The 22,322-nt window shown below is 55.9% G+C and carries 21 protein-coding genes and 1 pseudogene; 11 read left to right on the top strand and 11 right to left on the bottom strand.

From position 1 onward, the window contains the following. Positions 1-57 precede the first annotated feature (57 nt). The 10 genes and pseudogenes from ACOTYN_RS09530 to ACOTYN_RS09485 all read right to left on the bottom strand — a co-directional run. Positions 58-624 carry an NADPH-dependent FMN reductase gene (locus tag ACOTYN_RS09530; RefSeq protein ID WP_014881896.1) on the bottom strand — a complete coding sequence of 189 codons (567 nt, stop codon included), beginning with the start codon at positions 622-624 and terminating at the stop codon, positions 58-60. A 36-nt stretch (positions 625-660) separates the two neighbouring features. Continuing rightward, on the bottom strand, positions 661-1,407 hold the full coding sequence (locus tag ACOTYN_RS09525) for a 4'-phosphopantetheinyl transferase family protein (RefSeq protein ID WP_045134500.1): 747 nt from the start codon (positions 1,405-1,407) through the stop codon (positions 661-663). Between the two features lie 122 nt (positions 1,408-1,529). Next, the gene (yidZ, locus tag ACOTYN_RS09520; RefSeq protein WP_032635227.1) at positions 1,530-2,501 is read right to left on the bottom strand and encodes an HTH-type transcriptional regulator YidZ; all 972 of its coding nucleotides are present in this window, start codon (positions 2,499-2,501) and stop codon (positions 1,530-1,532) included. Then, positions 2,470-3,645 (bottom strand): MFS transporter, encoded by a 1,176-nt coding sequence (locus ACOTYN_RS09515; RefSeq protein WP_032635228.1) that lies wholly within the window; start codon positions 3,643-3,645, stop codon positions 2,470-2,472. Before ACOTYN_RS09515 ends, yidZ begins: the two co-directional genes overlap by 32 nt. A gap of 111 nt (positions 3,646-3,756) precedes the next feature. Then, on the bottom strand, positions 3,757-5,121 hold the full coding sequence (gene mnmE / locus ACOTYN_RS09510) for a tRNA uridine-5-carboxymethylaminomethyl(34) synthesis GTPase MnmE (RefSeq protein ID WP_014881900.1): 1,365 nt from the start codon (positions 5,119-5,121) through the stop codon (positions 3,757-3,759). A gap of 72 nt (positions 5,122-5,193) precedes the next feature. Continuing rightward, on the bottom strand, positions 5,194-6,837 hold the full coding sequence (gene yidC, locus ACOTYN_RS09505; protein WP_014881901.1) for a membrane protein insertase YidC: 1,644 nt from the start codon (positions 6,835-6,837) through the stop codon (positions 5,194-5,196). 2 nt (positions 6,838-6,839) lie between these two features. Further along, the gene (gene yidD, locus ACOTYN_RS09500) at positions 6,840-7,097 is read right to left on the bottom strand and encodes a membrane protein insertion efficiency factor YidD (RefSeq protein WP_001307474.1); all 258 of its coding nucleotides are present in this window, start codon (positions 7,095-7,097) and stop codon (positions 6,840-6,842) included. Beyond that, positions 7,061-7,420: a ribonuclease P protein component gene (rnpA, locus tag ACOTYN_RS09495; RefSeq protein WP_014072458.1), complete on the bottom strand. Its 360-nt coding sequence runs from the start codon at positions 7,418-7,420 to the stop codon at positions 7,061-7,063. Before rnpA ends, yidD begins: the two co-directional genes overlap by 37 nt. Positions 7,421-7,436: 16 nt before the next feature. Continuing rightward, a complete protein-coding gene (rpmH, locus tag ACOTYN_RS09490) occupies positions 7,437-7,577 on the bottom strand; it encodes a 50S ribosomal protein L34 (protein ID WP_000831330.1) in 141 nt (46 codons plus the stop codon). A 228-nt stretch (positions 7,578-7,805) separates the two neighbouring features. Beyond that, positions 7,806-7,856, bottom strand: a pseudogene (locus ACOTYN_RS09485) (hypothetical protein); the annotation flags it as partial. A 321-nt stretch (positions 7,857-8,177) separates the two neighbouring features. Between ACOTYN_RS09485 and dnaA the strand changes: the two are divergent. The 4 genes from dnaA to gyrB are packed head-to-tail and all read left to right on the top strand — an operon-like array spanning position 8,178 to position 14,190. Beyond that, the gene (dnaA, locus tag ACOTYN_RS09480; protein ID WP_014881902.1) at positions 8,178-9,572 is read left to right on the top strand and encodes a chromosomal replication initiator protein DnaA; all 1,395 of its coding nucleotides are present in this window, start codon (positions 8,178-8,180) and stop codon (positions 9,570-9,572) included. A gap of 4 nt (positions 9,573-9,576) precedes the next feature. Next, positions 9,577-10,677, top strand: a complete 1,101-nt coding sequence (gene dnaN / locus ACOTYN_RS09475) for a DNA polymerase III subunit beta (RefSeq protein WP_010426557.1) — start codon at positions 9,577-9,579, stop codon at positions 10,675-10,677. Next, positions 10,677-11,750 (top strand): DNA replication/repair protein RecF, encoded by a 1,074-nt coding sequence (gene recF / locus ACOTYN_RS09470; protein WP_014881903.1) that lies wholly within the window; start codon positions 10,677-10,679, stop codon positions 11,748-11,750. The genes dnaN and recF overlap by 1 nt, the downstream gene beginning before the upstream one ends. Before the next feature lie 28 nt (positions 11,751-11,778). Beyond that, positions 11,779-14,190 carry a DNA topoisomerase (ATP-hydrolyzing) subunit B gene (gene gyrB / locus ACOTYN_RS09465; protein WP_332957377.1) on the top strand — a complete coding sequence of 804 codons (2,412 nt, stop codon included), beginning with the start codon at positions 11,779-11,781 and terminating at the stop codon, positions 14,188-14,190. Between the two features lie 33 nt (positions 14,191-14,223). On the opposite strand, the gene ACOTYN_RS09460 is transcribed toward gyrB, so the two are convergent. Further along, entirely contained in the window at positions 14,224-15,159 is a 936-nt protein-coding gene (locus ACOTYN_RS09460; RefSeq protein ID WP_332957374.1) for a LysR family transcriptional regulator, read from the bottom strand. 109 nt (positions 15,160-15,268) lie between these two features. Here ACOTYN_RS09460 and ACOTYN_RS09455 point away from each other — a divergent pair, with 109 nt between their 5' ends. The 7 genes from ACOTYN_RS09455 (at position 15,269) to ACOTYN_RS09425 (ending at position 22,275) form a co-directional block, all read left to right on the top strand. After that, positions 15,269-16,294: an NAD(P)-dependent alcohol dehydrogenase gene (locus tag ACOTYN_RS09455; RefSeq protein ID WP_332957372.1), complete on the top strand. Its 1,026-nt coding sequence runs from the start codon at positions 15,269-15,271 to the stop codon at positions 16,292-16,294. Positions 16,295-16,409: 115 nt separating this feature from the next. Next, positions 16,410-17,222, top strand: a complete 813-nt coding sequence (gene yidA / locus ACOTYN_RS09450) for a sugar-phosphatase (protein WP_014881907.1) — start codon at positions 16,410-16,412, stop codon at positions 17,220-17,222. A 226-nt stretch (positions 17,223-17,448) separates the two neighbouring features. Next, positions 17,449-18,138: a D-galactonate utilization transcriptional regulator DgoR gene (gene dgoR, locus ACOTYN_RS09445; RefSeq protein WP_003861109.1), complete on the top strand. Its 690-nt coding sequence runs from the start codon at positions 17,449-17,451 to the stop codon at positions 18,136-18,138. Continuing rightward, positions 18,135-19,013 (top strand): 2-dehydro-3-deoxygalactonokinase, encoded by an 879-nt coding sequence (locus ACOTYN_RS09440; RefSeq protein ID WP_332957370.1) that lies wholly within the window; start codon positions 18,135-18,137, stop codon positions 19,011-19,013. Before dgoR ends, ACOTYN_RS09440 begins: the two co-directional genes overlap by 4 nt. After that, a complete protein-coding gene (locus tag ACOTYN_RS09435; RefSeq protein WP_032635239.1) occupies positions 18,997-19,614 on the top strand; it encodes a 2-dehydro-3-deoxy-6-phosphogalactonate aldolase in 618 nt (205 codons plus the stop codon). The genes ACOTYN_RS09440 and ACOTYN_RS09435 overlap by 17 nt, the downstream gene beginning before the upstream one ends. Further along, positions 19,611-20,759, top strand: coding sequence for a galactonate dehydratase (gene dgoD, locus ACOTYN_RS09430; RefSeq protein WP_024907394.1), 1,149 nt, complete (start codon positions 19,611-19,613; stop codon positions 20,757-20,759). The genes ACOTYN_RS09435 and dgoD overlap by 4 nt, the downstream gene beginning before the upstream one ends. Positions 20,760-20,937: 178 nt before the next feature. After that, positions 20,938-22,275: an MFS transporter gene (locus ACOTYN_RS09425; protein WP_045269315.1), complete on the top strand. Its 1,338-nt coding sequence runs from the start codon at positions 20,938-20,940 to the stop codon at positions 22,273-22,275. The last annotated feature ends 47 nt before the right edge of the window (positions 22,276-22,322 follow it).

Genomic DNA, 22,322 nt, shown 5'->3' with positions numbered 1-22,322 from the left:
ACCTGACCTACTGAAGAGTGTAGGCCCGGTAAGCGCTAGCGCTACCGGGCTTTTTTATCAGGCTTTAACCCGCTTAATATAATCCCCAAACGCCGTCAGCTGACCAGACAGATGGTCACGCGTGCTCTGGTCCACCACGTCACCCGTCTGTGGGTCGACCTTGTTCTGAATCACGCCACCCATAAACTCCGGCTTGTTCATCACCATCGCATCCAGGAATACCAGGATCTGGCGCAGGTGGTACTGGCAGCGTGCGCCACCAATGGCACCCATAGAACTGGTCTGGATGAGTACCGGTTTACCCGCCAGCGGCTGCTCAGGTAAACGGGACAGCCAGTCGATGGCATTCTTCAGGCCACCCGGAACCGAGTAGTTATACTCCGGGGTGACAATGACCACGCCGTCGGCCTGGCGGATCTGATCTGCCAGCGCCTCAACGCTCTGCGGGAACCCTTCTTCCTGCTGGACATCTGCATCATACAGCGGGATGTCACCAATAGACGGCAGGGCGCTAATCTCCATACCTGCCGGTGCCAGCTGTGGCAGCGTGCGGGCAACCATCCCGTTAAATGAACCTTTGCGCAGGCTTCCCAGTAACGTAACAACTTTCAACGTATCAGACATGATTACTCCTGTTTCATCATGATGACCCTGAATGGATCAGTTAAGGATGTATGCTTTTTCTGCCGGTAAGCTGGTTAATCGCATCAGACGTGCGGCGGGTTCGTTGGCTCGCTCGGGCACATCCGGAAGAGTACGCCATCCCTCTTTACTGTCAAATGCCCAAACCTTTAGCCGTTCGATGGCGGGGCTGACGGCAACGGACCATATCAACACATCTTCTGCATCGCTGAGCGCTTCTACAAGCGTTGCCTGAGCGGCACGCAGGCGTCCGGAGCCTGGTAACAGCTGCAACTGACGGGCATCATCTGAGGCACAACCGCAGAGCTTGCGGATGCTCTGGCGCAGGGTGATGAGCTGAGCTCTGGCCTCGACGGGATCGGTTTGGTTGCGCACCCAGAGTTTTTCATTACTTGAGAGCGGGTAGTCATCGTGCGGGCTTGCACCGTGGAATCCTCGCGTTGCACGCTGAAGCTCCATATCCAGCCCGCAATCCCCCTCGGTGGTTAGCGCTACACCAATGATATTCCCCGTGTAGGCAATAGAAAAACGGGGGAGATCCGGGTCGGCAAAGACCGGGCGGCCTTCGGGTTGGGTGATGATCTCAGGCAGTTCGCTGGTGCCATACAGCATGAACATCAGTTCTGCGAGCAGCGCTCTGGACGCTAAAAAACGCGTTCTGCGGTGTTCGGGGAGTTTGAGCGCCTCACTGTGACAGGCGGAAGAGATTCTGGCCGATACGAGACGTCCTTCTGTGAGTATCCCTCTTGCAAAGTGCGTTGCCATTTTTCGCTCCTTGATAATGGTCGTATTCGGTTAAACGGTTACATGATTATCGCTCAACTTGCCTCCTGTTTTAATCAGTAAATGGGCGTAAGAGAAGCCTTAGGACCGAACTTTACATTTTCTTAGGCAAAAATCGGACTGTTGGCACCGTATAAGGCCTTGATGGTCTCCCGTAGCCAGAGGATTTTCGGATTATGGCTGTTCCGTTTATGCCAGATCAGCGTGAAGGGAACGGTCAGCTTTTCAGCCTGCGCTTCGTCAATGGGAATGGGAAGCGCGATCAGCTTCCGCTGGTGGAGGTGATTATAGTGATGGCAGTAGTGCGGAGCGGTGGCTATATAGTTATGACCGGGCTGAGCCGCCATAAACATCGCCTGTTCGAAGCCCGGCAGGCTCATGGCGATGGTGCGCTCACGTCCCATCTCCTTGAGAACTTCATCAAGCGCCCAGGTGTCGCTGCGTTCCCAGAAGATGCTGATATGGGGGTAGCGCAGGAAGGTCTCCAGATCCCACTCTTCCTGAAGTGCCGGATGGTCCTCGCGCAGATAGACGCACGGACGGTCGCTAAACAGGATTTCGTAGTCGATAAACCACGGCATCAGTTTCAGCAGTTCCCGCGAGCGCGGGTGCGTTTCGCGGCCGGTGAAGCCCACATCCACTTCCCCGCGCGTAATGGCGTCCAGCGAATCGTAATCCCAGTGACGCATCTTCACCGTTGCCTGCGGATAGCGCTGGTTCACCTGTTCCAGCAGGTCATTAAAGCGGATCAGCATCAACGGCGTTTCTGCAGCCAGCATGAACGTTAGCCCGCCCGGCGAATCATGATGGAATTTGTCGAGGATCTGGTTGCCGATTTGCATCCAGTCCGCCAGGTCCTGCTCCAGGCTGACCGTTAGCGGCGTGGGCAGTAGCCCTAACGGCGTTTTGACAAACAGCGGGTCGTCGAACCAGTCGCGCAGCTTGCCCAGTGATTTACTTACCGCTGACGGCGTGACGTTCATCCGCTTTGCGGCTTTGGTGACGCTGCGCTCCTGCAGCAAAAGCTGCAGACAAAGCAAAAGGTTAAGATCGAGATTGCTGATGGGCTTCTTCATAGTTTGCCGCAGGCTGGATAACCAAAAGTAAAGTGATGCAGACCATGCTACAGCCAATCAGAATCCCGATCAGCATATTGAGCGCGTTAAGTCCGATGACCGCCGCCAGCCAAATCCACAGCGATGAACCGCAGACCTGCGCGATCCCCAGCACCGAGCTTGCCACGCCTGCCCGCAGCGAGAATGGGCCGAGCGCCTGACTCATCGCGACGCCAAAACCAACCGAGAATCCGGCGCAAATGAGGGTAATGCCCACCAGCATCACCGCGTGTGAGCTTGCCGTCGCCAGGATCAGACCTGCAGCGAGGAACAGCACCTGCGAGGTCAGCATCAGCATGCGCTGGCTGAAAATATTGAGTGCAAAAGGAGTGGAGAAGGAGACGGCCATACTGACCATGGCGGTTAAGGCCATCACCGTTGAATATTCTCCGCGATCGAAGCCCATGGTCTCCATCAGCAATACAGGTGAAACGTTTACATAGGTCAGGATCACCGCCACGCTGAGCGTAGTGACGGCCAGGCGACTGAGGAAAAAGCGGTTGATGAGTTTCTCGGCCGGGTGAATGCTTGCGGTATGACCGCTATTCTGCGAACCCGGGTGGGTCTCTTTCAGCACGGCAATCGACAGGACAAACACCAGCGCACCCATGGCTGCCATGGTCCAGAACAGGCTTTGCCACGGGAGTTTCAGCATGATCAGATAGCCTACGACGGGAGCCAGCACCGGGATGATGCAGGTTATGCCGTTCAGCATGGAGAGCACCTTCGCGCGACGCTGGGCGCTTAAGGTATCGCGCAGGATCGCAAAGGCCACCACATAGCAGCCACCCGCCCCAATGCCCTGAATAAAACGTCCTGTCAGGAACAGGGTGCTTTCCTGGGCGACGGAACACAGTATCGATGCCAGGGCGAACACAATCGCACCGGTAATCGCGACAGGCTGACGACCGGCCTTATCCGCAATTTTTCCCGCAAACACCATCGACGACGCCATCCCCGCGAGGTAGGCCGAAAACGCAATATGCAGTTGCGCTTCGCTGGCACCCAGATCGCGGGCGATGTGCGGTAATCCCACCAGATACATATCAATGCCAGACGGATAAAGCAGAACGAGCGCAAAACTACAAAACAGAAAACGAGCCATAAACCCCCCATGGATGCAGGCAAGCAGAATAGGGGGAGAAGAGGGATTAGGCGAGTTGCCATTTGGACAATGGTGATTTCCTGGGAGGAAATCACCATGGATTAGCGAGTGTTATTTTCCAATACAGAAGCTCGAGAAAATCCTTCCCAGCAGATCGTCCGAGGTAAACTCCCCGGTGATCTCACTCAGATTCTGCTGCGCCAGACGCAGCTCTTCCGCCAGCAGTTCACCCGCCCAGGCGCCGATCAGCTGTGCTTTGCCCTGGTCGAGATGACGGGCCGCCTCTTCCAGCGCCTGCAGATGACGACGGCGCGCAAGGAAGCCGCCCTCCATGCTGGTGTCAAAGCCCATGCTCTGCTTGAGATGGTTACGCAGGTCGTCCACGCCCTCACCGGTGCGCGCCGACAGGCGAATGAGAGAGTGACCATTCACATCGCTGATACCCAGCGTTTCACCGGTCACGTCTGCTTTGTTGCGCACCACGGTGATCGGCAGCTTAGCCGGCAGGCGGGCGATAAAATCTGGCCAGATCTCAGCCGGGTCAACGGCGTCGGTGGTGGTGCCGTCCACCATAAACAGCACGCGGTCAGCCTGCTCGATCTCCTGCCAGGCGCGTTCAATACCGATACGCTCAACTTCATCGCTGGCATCGCGCAGACCGGCGGTATCGATAATGTGCAGCGGCATCCCGTCGATGTGGATATGCTCGCGCAGCACGTCGCGGGTGGTACCGGCAATGTCGGTCACAATGGCCGCTTCACGGCCCGCTAGGGCGTTCAACAGGCTCGATTTCCCGGCGTTCGGGCGCCCGGCAATGACCACCTTCATCCCTTCGCGCAGCAGGCTGCCCTGACGCGCCTCGGCGCGCACCGCGTCGAGGTCGCTCATCACCTGGTTGAGCTGGGCTTCGATTTTTCCGTCAGAGAGGAAGTCGATCTCCTCGTCAGGGAAGTCGATAGCTGCTTCCACGTAGATCCGAAGGTGAGTAAGTGCTTCCACCAGGTGATTCACGCGGGCAGAAAATGCCCCCTGAAGCGAGTTCAGGGCGGAGCGAGCCGCCTGTTCAGAACTGGCGTCGATCAGGTCGGCAATCGCCTCGGCCTGGGCCAGGTCAAGCTTATCGTTCAGAAAAGCACGCTCGGAGAACTCGCCCGGCTTCGCAATTCGCAGGCCCGGCAGGGTCAGAATACGTTTTAACAGCAGGTCGAGGATCACCGGGCCGCCGTGGCCCTGCAGCTCCAGCACGTCTTCGCCGGTAAAGGAGTTCGGGCCGGGGAACCACAGCGCAATGCCCTGGTCCAGTGGCGTACCGTCGCTGTCTTTAAACGGCAGGTAATCCGCGTAGCGCGGTTTTGGCAGTTTACCCAGCACCGCTTCGGCCACCTCGCGCGCCTTCAGGCCGGAGATGCGCAGAATACCTACACCACCGCGTCCCGGTGGGGTTGCCTGGGCGACGATAGTGTCGTTATGGCTCATGGTTGCTCTCGTTCAATACAAATAAAAAAGGCGGTCAATCGACCGCCCTTATTTTAGCGTTAACTTATCGGATCAGGACTTTTTCTTTTCGCGGCTATGCAGGCCACGTTTTTCCAGACCACGGTAAATCAGCTGCTGCTGGATGATGGTCACCAGGTTGCTGACGATATAGTACAGCACCAGACCTGACGGGAACCACAGGAAGAACACGGTGAAGATGACCGGCATAAAGGTCATGATCTTCTGCTGCATCGGGTCGGTCACGGTGGTCGGCGACATCTTCTGGATGAAGAACATCGTCACGCCCATCAGGATCGGCAGGATGTAGTACGGGTCCTGTGCAGACAGGTCATGGATCCACAGGGCGAACGGCGCATGGCGCAGCTCAACGGAACCCATCAGCATGTAGTACAGCGCAAGGAAGATTGGCATCTGAATCAGCAGCGGGAAGCAACCACCCAGCGGGTTCACTTTCTCTGCTTTATACAGGGCCATCATTTCCTGACTCTGACGCTGTTTGTCATCGCCCAGACGCTCACGCATTGCCTGAATCTTCGGCTGCAGCATACGCATCTTCGCCATGGAGGTGTACTGCGCTTTAGTCAGCGGGTACATGATGCCACGAACGATAAAGGTGATAACGATGATGGAGAAGCCCCAGTTACCCAGGAAGCTGTGGATAAACTTCAGCAGCTTAAACAGCGGCTGCGAGATGAACCACAACCAACCATAATCGACGGTCAGATCCAGGTGCGGCGCAACAGCAGCCATTTTGTCCTGGATTTCCGGGCCGACCCACAGGGTGCTTGCCAGCTTACCGGTTTGACCCGGCTGAACCAGAACTGGCTGAGATTTGTAGCCGATGGCTGCAATACCGTTGCCCAGGTTCGCGGTGTAGAAGTTATTGGTACCGTCGTTATTTGGCACCCATGCAGTCGCGAAATACTGCTGCAGCATTGCCACCCAACCGCCTTTAGCACTGACGTTCAGGTTTTCGTTATCGGCAATGGTGTCGAACTTGTATTTCTCATACTTCGCGTCAGGCGTGGAGTATGCCGCGCCACGGAAGGTGTGCAGCGCGAAGTTGCTGCTTCCGGTGTCACGGTGAGACGGCAGATTGATGGACTGCTTCAGCTGACCGAAGGTAGACAGTTCCAGCGGTTTCGCACCGGTGTTCTGTACGCTGTAGCCCACGTTTACCGCATATTCACCGCGTTTCAGGGTGAAGGTTTTGGTGAACGTGTTGCCTGCCGCGTCGGTATAGGTCATCGGGATAACGAGTTCGTTCTGGCCATCAGCCAGCGCAAAGGTGTCGCTCTCGACGTTATACAGTGGACGCGCACCGTTAGCCGGGTTATCCGGGCCATCACGACCGGTCAGGCCGCTCTGCGCCTGGTAGATAAACTCTGGCGTGGTTTCCAGTAACTGGAACGGTTCGGTAGACTTCAGCTCTTTCGGGTAGGTCAACAGCAGCGCCTGCTCAACATCACCACCACGGGTGTTGATAGTCAGCTCAAGCACATCGGTCTTAACCGTAATCTGTTTCCCCTGGCCACTGGCCGGTACGCCCTGGTCGGCGGCGCTACCCGCTGCGGTGGTCGTAGTCTGCGTGGTCTGCTGCTGGGGTTGAGGATTTTTATCCTGCTCCCATGCCTGCCAGATCATGAAAGACACGAACAACAAAGCGATGATAAGAAGATTGCGTTGCGAATCCATCGTTAGTGTTCTCTGGTATCAAAAGGTCCTGGGGGGACGGGGTCGTCTCCACCGGGGTGTAAAGGGTGGCATTTTAATACGCGTTTCACCGTCAACCAACTGCCTTTTATCACTCCAAACCTGCGCAATGCCTCAATTCCGTAGCTTGAGCATGTTGGTGTGAAACGGCAGTGCGGCCCGAGTAGCGGACTAATCAGGCGTTGATAGACCCGAATGAGGGCTATCAGGACCCGTGAGCCAGGCGACAGTGGCGGCGCCATAATTTTTCCAACGCTTCCGAGAGAGCACGGTTATCGAGGTCGGCAACCCCCTTTTTAGCCACCACCACGAAATCCATAGAAGGCAGTTCGTGCTGACGTAAACGGAAGCTTTCACGCGTCAGACGTTTAATCCGATTGCGTTCATGCGCGCGCTTAACGTTTTTCTTGGCGACTGTGAGACCGATGCGGGGATGCCCCAGCGAATTTTGGCGGCCGAGGATGGTGATTTGCGGCGTGCCAGCCCGTTGTGGCTGCTGGAAGACGAAAGTGAAATGAGTGGGAGTTAACAAACGTAACTCCCTGGGAAATGCGAGCTTAACCACTCAGGGGTTAGCTTTATTACTTGGAAACGGTCAGACGAGCGCGGCCTTTAGCACGACGACGTGCCAGAACCTGACGACCATTTTTAGTAGCCATACGAGCACGGAAGCCGTGAGAACGGTTGCGCTTCAGTACAGACGGTTGAAAAGTGCGTTTCATGGCGATTTCTACCTAAACTTGAATAAATTCACTGACTTTTGCGTATACCCGAACGAGTTTCGAACGACTAACGCCTCAGCGTGGGTGATTAAAGAGGCCGGATTGTAATAATTGTACACTCCGGAGTCAATTCTCTTTCCTTATTTCCCGCGTATTTCCGCACGATTTCGCGTGGAAAATGAGCAACGGACGACGCAGGAAGATGAGCATCACGCGCCGGGTCGAGGATTATACGGGCTCGGCAACAAAGCGCAAGGATCGTCCCGGATCTTCGTTAGATCATTTAAGCAATAAATTGTCGTTGCTCATTAAATTTTCCAATATGCGGGCTAAATCGCGAGGCACTCGCGCCAGGATCGTTTACACTTACCCGGTTTCGGATCTTCCTGTGGATAAATCGGGAAGAATCTGTGAGAAACAGAAGATCTCTGGCTCAGTTTAGGCTATGATCCGCGGTCCCGATCGGGATCCCAGGATCCTGGTCAGGATTAAATTGCAGATAGCAATTCGCACGTCACCCTTTGCACAGGGTCATGTCGATGTGCGCCAACAATCATGAATATTCAATAGTTTTCTTTTATTGTTCGAGTGGAGTCCGCCGTGTCACTTTCGCTTTGGCAGCAGTGTCTTGCCCGATTGCAGGATGAGTTACCAGCCACAGAATTCAGTATGTGGATCCGCCCGTTGCAGGCGGAGCTGAGCGATAACACGCTGGCTTTGTATGCGCCAAACCGTTTTGTGCTCGATTGGGTAAGAGACAAGTACCTTAATAACATCAATGGCCTGCTGAACGATTTCTGCGGGTCAGATGTCCCGCAGCTGCGTTTTGAAGTGGGCACCAGGCCCGTCACCCAAACCGTTCGTGAAACCGTGAATGTCGCAGCGCCAGCTCAGGCCGCTCCTGCGCCAGCCCCTCGCGTTGCACCTGCTCGTCAGGGCTGGGATAACGTGCCTGCACCGGCAGAGCCAACCTACCGCTCCAACGTTAACGTGAAGCACACGTTCGATAACTTCGTTGAAGGTAAGTCGAACCAGCTGGCGCGCGCGGCGGCTCGTCAGGTTGCTGATAACCCCGGTGGCGCCTACAACCCACTGTTCCTGTATGGCGGCACGGGTCTGGGTAAAACGCACCTGCTGCACGCGGTGGGTAACGGCATTATGGCCCGCAAGCCGAATGCGAAAGTGGTGTATATGCACTCCGAGCGCTTCGTTCAGGACATGGTAAAAGCCCTGCAAAACAATGCGATCGAAGAGTTTAAACGCTACTACCGTTCCGTTGATGCGCTGCTGATCGATGACATCCAGTTCTTTGCCAATAAAGAACGATCGCAGGAAGAATTTTTCCATACCTTCAACGCCCTGCTGGAAGGTAATCAGCAGATCATTCTGACCTCGGATCGTTATCCTAAAGAGATCAACGGCGTTGAAGATCGTCTGAAATCCCGCTTCGGCTGGGGCCTGACCGTGGCGATCGAGCCGCCGGAGCTGGAAACCCGCGTCGCGATCCTGATGAAAAAAGCCGATGAGAACGACATTCGCCTGCCGGGTGAAGTGGCGTTCTTTATTGCCAAGCGTCTTCGTTCCAATGTGCGTGAGCTGGAAGGAGCACTGAACCGCGTGATCGCCAATGCCAACTTTACCGGTCGTGCGATCACCATCGATTTTGTGCGAGAAGCGCTGCGTGATCTGCTGGCATTGCAGGAAAAACTGGTCACTATCGACAATATTCAAAAGACGGTGGCCGAGTACTACAAGATCAAAGTGGCAGATTTACTGTCTAAACGTCGTTCCCGCTCGGTGGCGCGTCCGCGTCAGATGGCGATGGCGCTGGCAAAGGAGTTAACCAACCACAGTCTGCCGGAAATCGGCGATGCGTTTGGTGGCCGTGACCATACGACCGTGCTGCATGCGTGCCGCAAGATTGAGCAGTTACGCGAAGAAAGCCACGACATAAAAGAAGATTTCTCCAATTTAATCAGAACACTATCATCGTGACGCTATGAAATTTACCGTTGAACGTGAACATTTATTAAAACCGCTGCAACAGGTGAGTGGCCCATTAGGTGGCCGCCCAACGCTGCCTATTCTCGGAAACCTGCTGCTTCAGGTCGCGGACGGTACGCTGTCGCTGACCGGTACAGATCTGGAAATGGAAATGATCGCGCGCGTTACGCTGACGCAGCCGCACGACGCGGGCGCGACCACGGTTCCGGCACGTAAATTCTTTGATATCTGCCGTGGGCTGCCGGAAGGTGCTGAAATTGCCGTGCAGCTGGAAGGCGATCGTATGCTGGTGCGCTCTGGCCGCAGCCGTTTTTCACTCTCCACGCTGCCTGCTGCAGACTTCCCGAACCTGGACGACTGGCAGAGTGAAGTTGAATTCACCCTGCCGCAGGCGACGATGAAGCGTTTGATTGAAGCCACGCAGTTCTCCATGGCGCATCAGGACGTTCGTTACTACTTAAACGGCATGCTGTTCGAAACCGAAGGCGAAGAGCTGCGTACCGTAGCGACCGACGGCCACCGTCTGGCGGTCTGTTCTATGCCGATTGGCGACTCGCTGCCAAACCATTCGGTGATCGTGCCGCGTAAAGGGGTGATTGAGCTGATGCGTATGCTCGACGGTGGCGACACGCCGCTGCGCGTGCAGATCGGCAGCAACAACATCCGCGCGCATGTGGGCGATTTTGTCTTCACTTCGAAGCTGGTTGACGGCCGTTTCCCGGATTATCGCCGCGTATTGCCGAAGAACCCGGACAAGACACTGGAAGCGGGCTGCGATAGCCTCAAGCAGGCGTTTGCCCGTGCCGCAATTCTCTCTAACGAGAAATTCCGCGGCGTGCGTCTTTACGTGAGTGAAAACCAGATCAAAATCACCGCCAATAACCCGGAGCAGGAAGAGGCAGAAGAGATTCTGGACGTCACCTACGCCGGAACCGAGATGGAAATCGGCTTCAACGTCAGCTATGTGCTGGACGTGTTGAACGCGCTGAAATGCGAGAACGTGCGCATTCTGCTGACCGACTCCGTATCGAGCGTACAGATTGAAGATGCTGCCAGCCAAAGCGCGGCTTATGTTGTCATGCCAATGAGACTGTAATGTCGCTCACCCGTCTGTTGATCCGCGACTTTCGCAACATCGAAAGCGCGGATCTCGCTCTCTCCCCTGGCTTTAACTTCCTGGTTGGCGCAAACGGCAGTGGCAAAACCAGCGTGCTGGAAGCCATCTATACGCTCGGCCATGGTCGGGCGTTTCGCAGTTTGCAGATTGGCCGCGTCATTCGCCACGAGCAGGAATCTTTTGTTCTGCATGGGCGTTTGCAGGGGGCGGAGCGAGAAACCGCCATTGGCCTGACCAAAGACAAGCAGGGCGACAGCAAGGTACGCATCGACGGCACCGACGGCCACAAGGTGGCGGAGCTGGCGCTGCTCATGCCGATGCAGCTGATTACGCCCGAGGGGTTTACTTTACTCAACGGCGGCCCCAAATACAGAAGAGCATTCCTCGACTGGGGATGCTTTCACAACGAAGCCGGTTTCTTTAACGCCTGGAGCAACCTGAAGCGCCTGCTCAAGCAGCGTAACGCCGCGTTGCGCCAGGTCACCCGTTACGCCCAGCTGCGCCCGTGGGATTTGGAGCTTATCCCTCTCGCGGAACAGATCAGCCGCTGGCGTGCCGAATACAGCGCAGGTATTGCCGAAGACATGGCCGACACCTGCAAACAGTTTTTACCCGAGTTCTCTCTCACCTTCTCCTTCCAGCGCGGCTGGGAAAAAGAGACGGATTATGCCGAGGTGTTAGAGAGAAACTTCGAGCGCGACCGCATGCTGACCTACACCGCGCACGGCCCGCACAAGGCGGATTTCCGCATTCGTGCCGACGGTGCGCCGGTGGAAGACACATTGTCGCGCGGGCAACTCAAGCTCCTGATGTGCGCACTGCGCCTGGCGCAGGGAGAGTTCCTCACTCGCGAGAGCGGGCGACGCTGCCTGTACCTGATAGATGATTTTGCCTCGGAACTTGACGACGCGCGGCGCGGGCTGCTTGCCAGCCGCTTAAAAGCCACGCAGTCGCAGGTTTTCGTCAGCGCGATTAGCGCTGAACACGTTATGGACATGTCGGACGAAAATTCGAAGATGTTTACCGTGGAAAAGGGTAAAATAACGGATTAACCCAAGTTGAAATGAGCGAGAAACGTTGATGTCGAATTCTTATGACTCCTCCAGTATCAAAGTCCTGAAAGGGCTGGATGCGGTGCGTAAGCGCCCGGGTATGTATATCGGCGACACGGATGACGGCACCGGTCTGCACCACATGGTATTCGAGGTGGTAGATAACGCTATCGACGAAGCGCTCGCGGGTCACTGTAAAGACATCGTGGTCACCATCCATGCGGACAACTCCGTCTCCGTCACTGATGATGGCCGTGGCATCCCAACCGGTATTCACCCGGAAGAGGGCGTCTCTGCTGCGGAAGTGATCATGACCGTTCTGCACGCAGGCGGTAAGTTTGACGATAACTCCTATAAAGTTTCCGGCGGCCTGCACGGCGTAGGCGTCTCCGTGGTTAACGCCCTGTCGCAGAAGCTGGAGCTGGTTATCCAGCGTGAAGGCAAAATTCACCGTCAGCTTTATACGCACGGCGTGCCGCAGGCACCGCTGGCCGTCACTGGCGACACCGACAAAACCGGTACCATGGTGCGTTTCTGGCCGAGCCTCGAAACCTTCACCAACGTCACCGAATTCGAGTATGACATCCTGGCGAAACGCCTGCGTGAACTGTCGTTCCTGAACTCCGGTGTGTCGATTCGTCTGCGCGACAAGCGTGACAACAAAGAAGACCACTTCCACTACGAAGGCGGGATCAAGGCGTTCGTTGAGTATCTGAATAAGAATAAAACGCCAATTCACCCGAATATCTTCTACTTCTCCACAGAAAAAGACGATATCGGCGTTGAAGTGGCGTTGCAGTGGAACGATGGTTTCCAGGAAAACATCTACTGCTTCACCAACAACATTCCACAGCGTGACGGCGGTACGCACCTGGCGGGCTTCCGCGCGGCGATGACCCGTACCCTGAACGCCTACATGGACAAAGAAGGCTACAGCAAAAAAGCGAAAGTCAGCGCCACCGGCGACGATGCCCGTGAAGGTTTGATTGCCGTTGTCTCCGTGAAGGTGCCGGATCCGAAGTTCTCATCACAGACCAAAGATAAGCTGGTCTCTTCTGAGGTGAAATCGGCGGTTGAACAGCAGATGAACGAACTGCTGAGCGAATACCTGCTGGAAAACCCGTCTGACGCGAAAATCGTTGTCGGCAAAATTATTGACGCGGCACGTGCTCGTGAAGCGGCGCGTAAAGCCCGTGAAATGACCCGTCGTAAAGGCGCTCTGGACTTAGCGGGTCTGCCAGGCAAGCTGGCTGACTGCCAGGAACGTGACCCGGCGCTCTCTGAACTGTACCTTGTGGAAGGGGACTCCGCGGGCGGTTCTGCGAAGCAGGGCCGTAACCGTAAGAACCAGGCAATCCTGCCGTTGAAGGGTAAAATCCTCAACGTTGAGAAGGCGCGCTTCGACAAAATGCTCTCTTCTCAGGAAGTAGCGACGCTTATCACCGCGCTGGGCTGCGGCATTGGGCGTGACGAGTACAACCCGGACAAACTGCGTTATCACAGCATCATCATCATGACCGATGCGGACGTCGACGGCTCGCACATCCGTACGCTGCTGTTGACCTTCTTCTATCGTCAGATGCCGGAAATCGTTGAACGTGGCCACGTCTACATTGCACAGCCACCGCTGTACAAAGTGAAGAAAGGCAAGCAGGAACAGTACATTAAAGATGACGATGCGATGGATCAGTACCAAATCGCGATCGCGCTTGACGGTGCAACCCTGCACGCGAACTCTCATGCCCCTGCACTGGCCGGCGAGCCGCTGGAGCGTCTGGTTTCTGAGTTCAACGCCACTCAGAAAATGATTGGTCGTATGGAGCGTCGTTATCCAAAAGCGCTGCTGAAGGAGCTGATCTATCAGCCAACCCTGACCGAAGCCGAACTGAGCGACGAACAGGCAGTTACCCGCTGGGTGAACACCCTGGTGAGCGAGCTGAACGAGAAAGAGCAGCACGGTAGCCAGTGGAAATTTGACGTTCAGCAGAACGCGGCCCAGCAGTTCGAGCCGATTGTTCGCGTGCGCACCCACGGCGTCGACACCGACTACCCGCTCGAGCATGAATTCGTGACCGGTCCGGAATACCGTCGTATCTGCACCCTCGGCGAGAAGCTGCGCGGTCTGATCGAAGACGATGCGTTTATCGAACGTGGCGAACGTCGTCAGCCGGTAGCCAGCTTCGAGCAGGCGCTGGACTGGCTGGTGAAAGAGTCCCGTCGCGGTCTTTCTATTCAGCGTTATAAAGGTCTGGGTGAAATGAACCCGGATCAGCTGTGGGAAACCACCATGGATCCAGAAAGCCGTCGTATGCTGCGCGTCACCGTGAAAGATGCGATTGCAGCCGACCAGCTGTTCACGACGTTGATGGGCGATGCGGTTGAACCACGCCGTGCCTTCATCGAAGAGAACGCGCTGAAAGCGGCGAATATCGATATTTAATCGTAGTGAGATTGCTTTACTGAGGCCGCGCATTTAGCGCGGCTTTTTTATGGGCGCAGACAAATCCAGCGACAGCACTGACGGTAAACGGCTGGCGAGCATATCGACGGCAATTCTGACTCTCAGTGGCAGATGTGGCGTCTTTTGCCAGACTGCATGAACGTCGAAGCGCACTTCCGGTGCCTGCTTTAACAGCGGGATGAGTTTTCCCTGATGAATTTCTCTGCTGGCCATCCAGCAGGGCAGCCACGCAATGCCGTGTCCGGCCAGCGCCGCATCGCAGATAGCCTGCAAGTCGTCCATGTTGAGTGAGGAGCGGGGAGTAAAGGTGTGCGACGTCCCTTCGTTATCCATCAGCTCCCAGGGCAAGACTCTGCCTGCGCGCAGATAGTTAATGGCTGTATGGTGTGCTAAATCCGCAACGCTTTGTGGCTGGCCCCTCTCCAGCAGGTAATCCGGCGCGGCGCACAGCACCATCCGGTGCTCCCCCAGCCTTCTGGCGACCAGCATGCTACTGTCCTGAAGCGTGCCGTTACGTACCGCCATATCGAATCCTTCCTCCACGAGATCCACCACGCGGTCGCTGAACGACATTTCCAGTTCAAGACCGGGGTGCTCCTGCGCCAGTTCTATCAGCAAAGGGGCAACGCACTGACGGCCAAACAGAACCGGCATGGCGACGCGCAGGCGGCCACGGATCTGCTGTTTTCCGGACTCAAGCAACGATTCTGCGCCCCGAATCTCCTCCAGCGCGCGCAGGCAGCGTTCATAAAAAAGTGCGCCGTTATCGGTCAGCTTCAGGCTACGGGTGGTTCGCTGAAACAGACGAACGCCAAGACGCTGTTCAAGGCGAGCGATGCTTTTTCCTACCGCCGAGCGTGACAAATGCAGACGGATGGCGGCCTGAGCAAAACTTCCCGCCTCCACGGCGGCGACAAAAACAGGGATATCCTTCAGCGTATCGCTCATGAATTGTATCTTTTGTGGCGTCAATAAAGAGAAAATTTATCGCCACTGGAGAGATTAAGTCAACGGTAGACTGTCAGAACTGAAGCTTAATACATGGCAGGAGTAAATTATGACAGAGACAATGCAACGCTGGTCCATGAATGCCCTCGGGCGCGAGAACCTCAGACTCATTCCGGAACCTGTTCAAACGCCTGGCCCGGGTGAAGTGCGCGTACGGGTAAATGCCGTTGCACTTAACTATCGCGATAAAATGGTTATTGAAGGCACGATGCCGATTCCGCTTGCCTTCCCGTTTACCCCTGCGTCTGACATGGCGGGCGTGGTGGACAGCACGGGTGAAGGCGTAACACGTTTCAAACCCGGCGCTCGCGTCATTTCCACTTTCTTCCCGGAGTGGATCGACGGCAGGCCGCAGGCGGACGCGCGCAATTTGCCCTATAAAACCTCCGGCGGCTATTTCCAGGGAATGCTGGCCGAGTATGTGATTGTGAAGGAAGACGCGCTGGTGGCCGCCCCGGACACTCTGGATGATGCAGAAGCCAGCACGCTGCCCTGCGCAGGGCTTACCGCCTGGTTCGCGCTGGTGGAGCGCGGTCAGTTACGTGCCGGGCAATCGGTACTGGTGCAGGGGACGGGCGGCGTGGCGATATTCGCCCTGCAGATCGCAAAAGCGCACGGCGCAGAGGTGTTTGTCACCTCGGGGAGCGATGAAAAACTGGCGCTGGCCAAAAAACTGGGCGCCAGCCAGGGCATCAACCGGCTGAAAGGCGACTGGGCTGAAAATACCCTGGCGCTCACGGAGGATCGCGGCATCGACCATATTATCGAAACCGTGGGGGGAGAGAACCTGAAGCATTCCCTGCGTGCCGTTGCCGTTCACGGGCGTATTTCTGTTATTGGCGTGCTGGCCGGAAGTGAGATTTCGCTGTCCGCTGGCGAACTGTTGCTGAAATCTCCGGTCATTCAGGGGATTGGCGTCGGACATCGCCGGGCGCTGGAAGATTTCGTCCGCGCTGTGGATGTGACGGGACTGAAACCTGTGATCGAGCATCGCTACCGCTTTGATGAACTCGAACAGGCGCTTAAACACCTGGATCGCGGTGCGTTTGGCAAAATTGTCCTGACCCGCGAGTAAGGCATTATTCCCCGGGATGCGGGTAAAAGGGGCACTTCTGTTGCGCAATGTAGCTCTATTTTTGTGTGCTTAATCGCGTTAGCATGAGACAGCACTCATTTATCCCGGGGAACTCATGGCTATCAAACTCATTGCAATCGACATGGATGGCACGCTGCTGCTGCCAGACCACACTATCTCTCCTGCCGTTAAAAACGCGATCGCTGCCGCACGCGCGAAGGGCGTGAATGTGGTACTGACCACCGGGCGTCCGTATGCGGGTGTGCATAGTTACCTGAAAGAGCTGCACATGAACCAGCCGGGCGATTACTGCATCACCTATAACGGCGCGCTGGTGCAGAAAGCCGCAGATGGCAGCACGGTTGCGCAAACGGCACTGAGCTACGACGACTATCTGTTCCTGGAAAAACTTTCCCGTGAAGTGGGCTCTCACTTTCACGCGCTCGATCGCAATACGCTCTACACCGCCAACCGCGATATCAGCTACTACACGGTGCATGAATCTTACGTTGCGACCATTCCGCTGGTCTTCTGTGAAGCCGAGAAAATGGACCCGGCGACGCAGTTCCTGAAAGTGATGATGATCGATGAGCCGGAGATCCTGGATAAAGCCATCGCGCGTATTCCGGCAGAGGTCAAAGAGAAGTACACCGTGTTGAAAAGCGCGCCGTACTTCCTCGAAATTCTCGATAAACGCGTCAATAAAGGCACGGGCGTAAAATCACTGGCTGACGCGCTGGGTATTAAACCTGAGGAAATCATGGCGCTGGGCGACCAGGAAAACGACATCGCGATGATTGAATTTGCGGGGATGGGCGTCGCGATGGATAACGCGATCCCGTCGGTGAAAGACGTGGCTAACTTCGTCACCAAATCCAATCTGGAAGACGGTGTGGCGTACGCCATCGAGAAGTTTGTGCTGCAGTAACGCCTGTTTGCATTCATCGGCCTCGGTTATCAACCGGGGCTTTTTTTTGCGCTGAATTTATTGAATTGTTCTTTTTGTGATCTTGATTGTAGTACAACATTGAGTGATTGTACTACATTACAGCCATGGCAAAGACGAACTCCCTCACGTTTGTACTGCAAAAGTGAGGTGAAATTCGGCGGTCGCGGTAAAGTAGTCATGTACACAAAGAGCACAAGGACTCTCCATGACTCTCAATAAAACCGATCGCATCGTCATTACGCTGGGCACCCAGATTGTCGGCGGGAAATACGTTCCTGGTTCGCCACTGCCAGCAGAGGCTGAACTGTGTGAGGAATTTGAAACTTCGCGCAACATCATCCGGGAAGTGTTCCGCTCGCTGATGGCGAAGCGTCTGATTGAAATGAAACGGTATCGCGGCGCGTTTGTTGCCCCGCGCAACCAGTGGAACTACCTCGATACCGACGTATTGCAGTGGGTACTGGAAAACGATTACGACCCGCGGCTTATCGGCGCGATGAGTGAAGTCCGAAATCTGGTGGAACCGGCAATCGCACGTTGGGCAGCGGAACGGGCAACGTCCGGCGACCTGGCACAAATCGAGTCGGCTTTAAACGACATGATTGCCAATAACCAGAACCGGGAAGCGTTCAATGAGGCTGATATTCGCTATCACGAAGCGGTGTTGCAGTCGGTACATAACCCGGTATTACAGCAGCTTAGCGTGGCGATCAGCTCGCTACAGCGAGCAGTATTTGAACGTACCTGGATGGGCGATGAGGCCAACATGCCAAAAACGCTCCAGGAACATAAAGCGCTGTTTGATGCGATACGGCATCAGGATGGCGATGCGGCAGAGCAGGCGGCACTTACCATGATTGCCAGCTCGACACGAAGGTTGAAGGAAATCACATGACATCTCGCTACATCGCAATTGACTGGGGTTCGACCAATCTGCGCGCCTGGCTGTACCAGGACGAGCAGTGCCTGGAGAGCAGGCAATCAGAAGCAGGCGTAACGCGCCTGAACGGTAAATCCCCTGAGGCGGTGTTAGCAGAAGTGACGCAAAACTGGCGCGATAGCGCCACGCCGGTAGTCATGGCGGGTATGGTAGGCAGTAACGTAGGCTGGAAAACCGCGCCTTATTTGCCTGTTCCCGCCCATTTCTCTGCTATTGGCGATCGTTTAACGTCCGTAGGCGACAATATCTGGATTATCCCCGGTTTGTGCGTTTCTCGCGACGATAACCACAACGTGATGCGCGGCGAAGAGACGCAGCTCCTTGGCGCGCGCACGCTATCTCCTTCTTCTGTCTACGTTATGCCCGGAACGCACTGCAAGTGGGTCCAGGCGGATGCTGAGCAAATCCACGACTTTCGCACCGTGATGACCGGCGAGCTGCATCATTTGCTGCTCAACCATTCGCTGGTGGGGGCGGGTTTGCCGGAGCAAAAATCCTCGCAAGAGGCGTTTGCTGCTGGTCTGGCGCGTGGGATCGCCTGTCCTGTCGTTTTGCCGCAACTTTTTGAGGTTCGCGCCTCGCACGTGCTGGGCGATCTCCCGCGCGAGCAGGTCAGTGAATTTCTCTCGGGCCTGCTGATTGGCGCTGAGGTCGCCAGCATGCGTGATTTCATCGCGCACGAGCAGGCCATCACGATTGTCGCAGGCGCATCGCTAACGTCACGCTACGAACAGGCGTTCCGCGCTGTTGGGCTTACCGTTTCAACGGTACCCGGCGACACGGCATTTCAGGCAGGAATAAGGAGCATCGCTCATGCAGTGGCAAACTGACCTTCCCCTTATCGCGATTTTGCGCGGTATCACGCCCGATGAGGCGTTAGCGCACGTCGGCGCAGTTATAGACGCCGGGTTCGACGCGGTGGAGATTCCGCTCAACTCCCCACAATGGGAAAAGAGCATTCCGGCCGTGGTGGATGCGTTTGGTGATAAAGCGCTGATTGGCGCGGGGACCGTCTTACAACCGGAGCAGGTGGACCAGCTGGCAAAGATGGGCTGCAAGCTCATCGTCACCCCGAACATCCATCCTGAGGTGATCCGCCGTGCGGTGGGTTACGGCATGACCGTTTGTCCGGGATGCGCGACGGCCACAGAAGCGTTTACTGCCCTCGACGCGGGCGCGCAATCGCTGAAAATTTTCCCGTCCTCGGCTTTTGGTCCGGATTACATCAAAGCGCTGAAGGCGGTATTGCCCGCCAGCGTGCCGGTCTTTGCCGTGGGTGGCGTTACGCCAGAAAACCTGGGCCAGTGGATAAGCGCTGGCTGTGTGGGCGCGGGGCTGGGCAGCGATCTTTATCGCGCCGGACAGCCCGTTGAACGTACCGCACAGCAGGCGGCAGCATTTGTGAAAGCGTATCGAGAGGCAGTGAAATGAAAATAACCAAACTCACCACGTACCGTTTACCCCCGCGCTGGATGTTCCTGAAAATCGAAACCGACGAAGGTGTTGTGGGCTGGGGCGAGCCGGTGATTGAAGGGCGAGCCCGCACCGTTGAAGCTGCAGTGCATGAGCTGGGGGAATATCTGATTGGGCAGGATCCGGCACGCATTAACGACCTCTGGCAGGTGATGTATCGCGCGGGTTTCTACCGCGGTGGTCCGATTCTCATGAGCGCTATCGCCGGTATCGACCAGGCGCTATGGGATATCAAAGGTAAAGTGCTGAACGCCCCGGTCTGGCAACTGATGGGTGGCCTGGTGCGCGACAAAATCAAAGCCTATAGCTGGGTCGGAGGCGACCGCCCTGCGGAAGTGATCGACGGCATTACACAGCTGCGCAACATCGGTTTTGACACCTTCAAGCTCAACGGCTGCGAAGAGATGGGCGTCATCGACAACTCGCGCGCGGTAGACCGGGCGGTAAATACCGTGGCGCAAATCCGTGAAGCCTTCGGCAACGAGATTGAGTTCGGTCTGGATTTTCATGGGCGTGTCAGCGCGCCGATGGCGAAGGTGCTCATTAAAGAACTGGAACCATATCGCCCGCTGTTTATCGAAGAGCCGGTGCTGGCCGAGCAGGCCGAATACTATCCGAAGCTGGCTGAACAGACGCACATTCCTATCGCGGCGGGCGAACGGATGTTCTCACGCTTTGAATTTAAACGGGTGCTCGAAGCGGGCGGCATTGCGATCCTGCAGCCGGATCTCTCCCACGCGGGCGGTATCACCGAATGCTACAAAATTGCCGGCATGGCAGAAGCCTACGACGTGGCGCTGGCTCCGCACTGTCCGCTCGGACCAATCGCGCTGGCGGCCTGCCTGCATGTCGATTTTGTCTCCCGCAATGCCGTGTTCCAGGAACAAAGCATGGGGATTCACTATAACAAAGGCGCGGAGCTGCTCGATTTTGTGAAAAACAAAGAAGACTTCAGCATGGAAGGCGGATTCTTTAAACCGTTAACGAAACCGGGTCTGGGCGTTGAAATTGACGAAGCCAAAGTTATTGAGCTGAGTAAACATGCGCCGGACTGGCGTAACCCGTTATGGCGGCATGAAGACGGTTCAGTCGCCGAGTGGTAAATGCGCGTCATACTTCGCGCTGGTGAGGCGTTGGCTGCGCTTTCTTACCCCGGTCACATACTTTTGTATGCTCCCGGGGATGCGAAAACTTGCCGCCTTCCCCCAGCACGAATTATTTAGCGCATTCTGGCTACGTTTTTAAATAAAAAAATAATAACACCCTCTGAAACTACAGGGCATGGTGAGCGGCTTCGCTATGCCCAAAATCTGGAGACAGATTGCGATGGATATTCCAGTTACTGCTGCAAAAACCGGGCGTCGCCGTTACCTGACGCTGTTGATGATCTTTATTACCGTGGTCATTTGTTATGTTGACCGCGCCAACCTTGCCGTGGCATCGGCCCATATTCAGGAAGAGTTTGGTATCACTAAAGCGGAAATGGGTTATGTCTTCTCGGCGTTTGCCTGGCTCTATACGCTTTGCCAGATCCCGGGCGGCTGGTTCCTTGACCGCGTGGGTTCACGTCTGACTTATTTTATCGCTATTTTTGGCTGGTCCGTGGCGACCTTGTTCCAGGGCTTCGCGACCGGACTAATGTCGCTGATCGGTTTGCGTGCCATCACCGGGATATTTGAAGCACCCGCGTTCCCGACCAATAACCGCATGGTGACCAGCTGGTTCCCGGAACACGAACGTGCCTCCGCGGTGGGCTTTTACACCTCCGGGCAGTTTGTTGGTCTGGCATTCCTGACGCCATTGTTAATCTGGATCCAGGAACTGCTGAGTTGGCACTGGGTGTTTATTGTTACCGGTGGGATCGGCATCATCTGGTCGTTTATCTGGATTAAGGTCTATCAGCCGCCGCGCCTGACCAAAAGCATCAGCAAAGCAGAGCTGGACTATATCCGCGACGGCGGCGGCCTGGTGGATGGTGATGCGCCCGTGAAAAAAGAGGCGCGCCAGCCGCTGACCAAAGCCGACTGGAAGCTGGTCTTCCACCGTAAGCTGGTGGGGGTTTACCTGGGGCAATTTGCGGTGACGTCCACGCTGTGGTTCTTCCTGACGTGGTTCCCAAACTACCTGACGCAGGAGAAGGGGATCACCGCGCTGAAGGCGGGCTTTATGACCACCGTACCGTTCCTAGCCGCGTTCTTCGGTGTCCTGCTCTCGGGCTGGCTGGCGGATAAGTTGGTAAAAAAAGGGTTCTCATTGGGGGTAGCGCGTAAAACACCGATTATCTGCGGATTGCTGATCTCCACCTGCATCATGGGTGCCAACTATACCAACGATCCGGTGTGGATAATGACCCTGATGGCAGTGGCGTTCTTTGGTAATGGTTTCGCATCGATTACCTGGTCGCTGGTGTCGTCCCTGGCACCGATGCGGCTGATCGGTCTGACCGGCGGTGTGTTCAACTTCGTTGGCGGGCTGGGTGGAATTACCGTGCCGCTGGTCATCGGTTATCTGGCCCAGGATTACGGTTTTGGCCCGGCGCTGGTTTACATCTCCGCCGTGGCGTTGATTGGCGCGCTTTCTTACATACTGCTGGTAGGTGATGTGAAACGAGTAGGCTAATCCACACGGATGTTTTACCCTGATGCGATAACTGCGCATCAGGGTAT

Origin of the sequence: Enterobacter cloacae complex sp. IR5458 (genome assembly GCF_049238025.1) — a bacterium.
Classification (GTDB): domain Bacteria; phylum Pseudomonadota; class Gammaproteobacteria; order Enterobacterales; family Enterobacteriaceae; genus Enterobacter; species Enterobacter kobei.
This window is presented reverse-complemented; position numbering and strand designations above follow the sequence as displayed.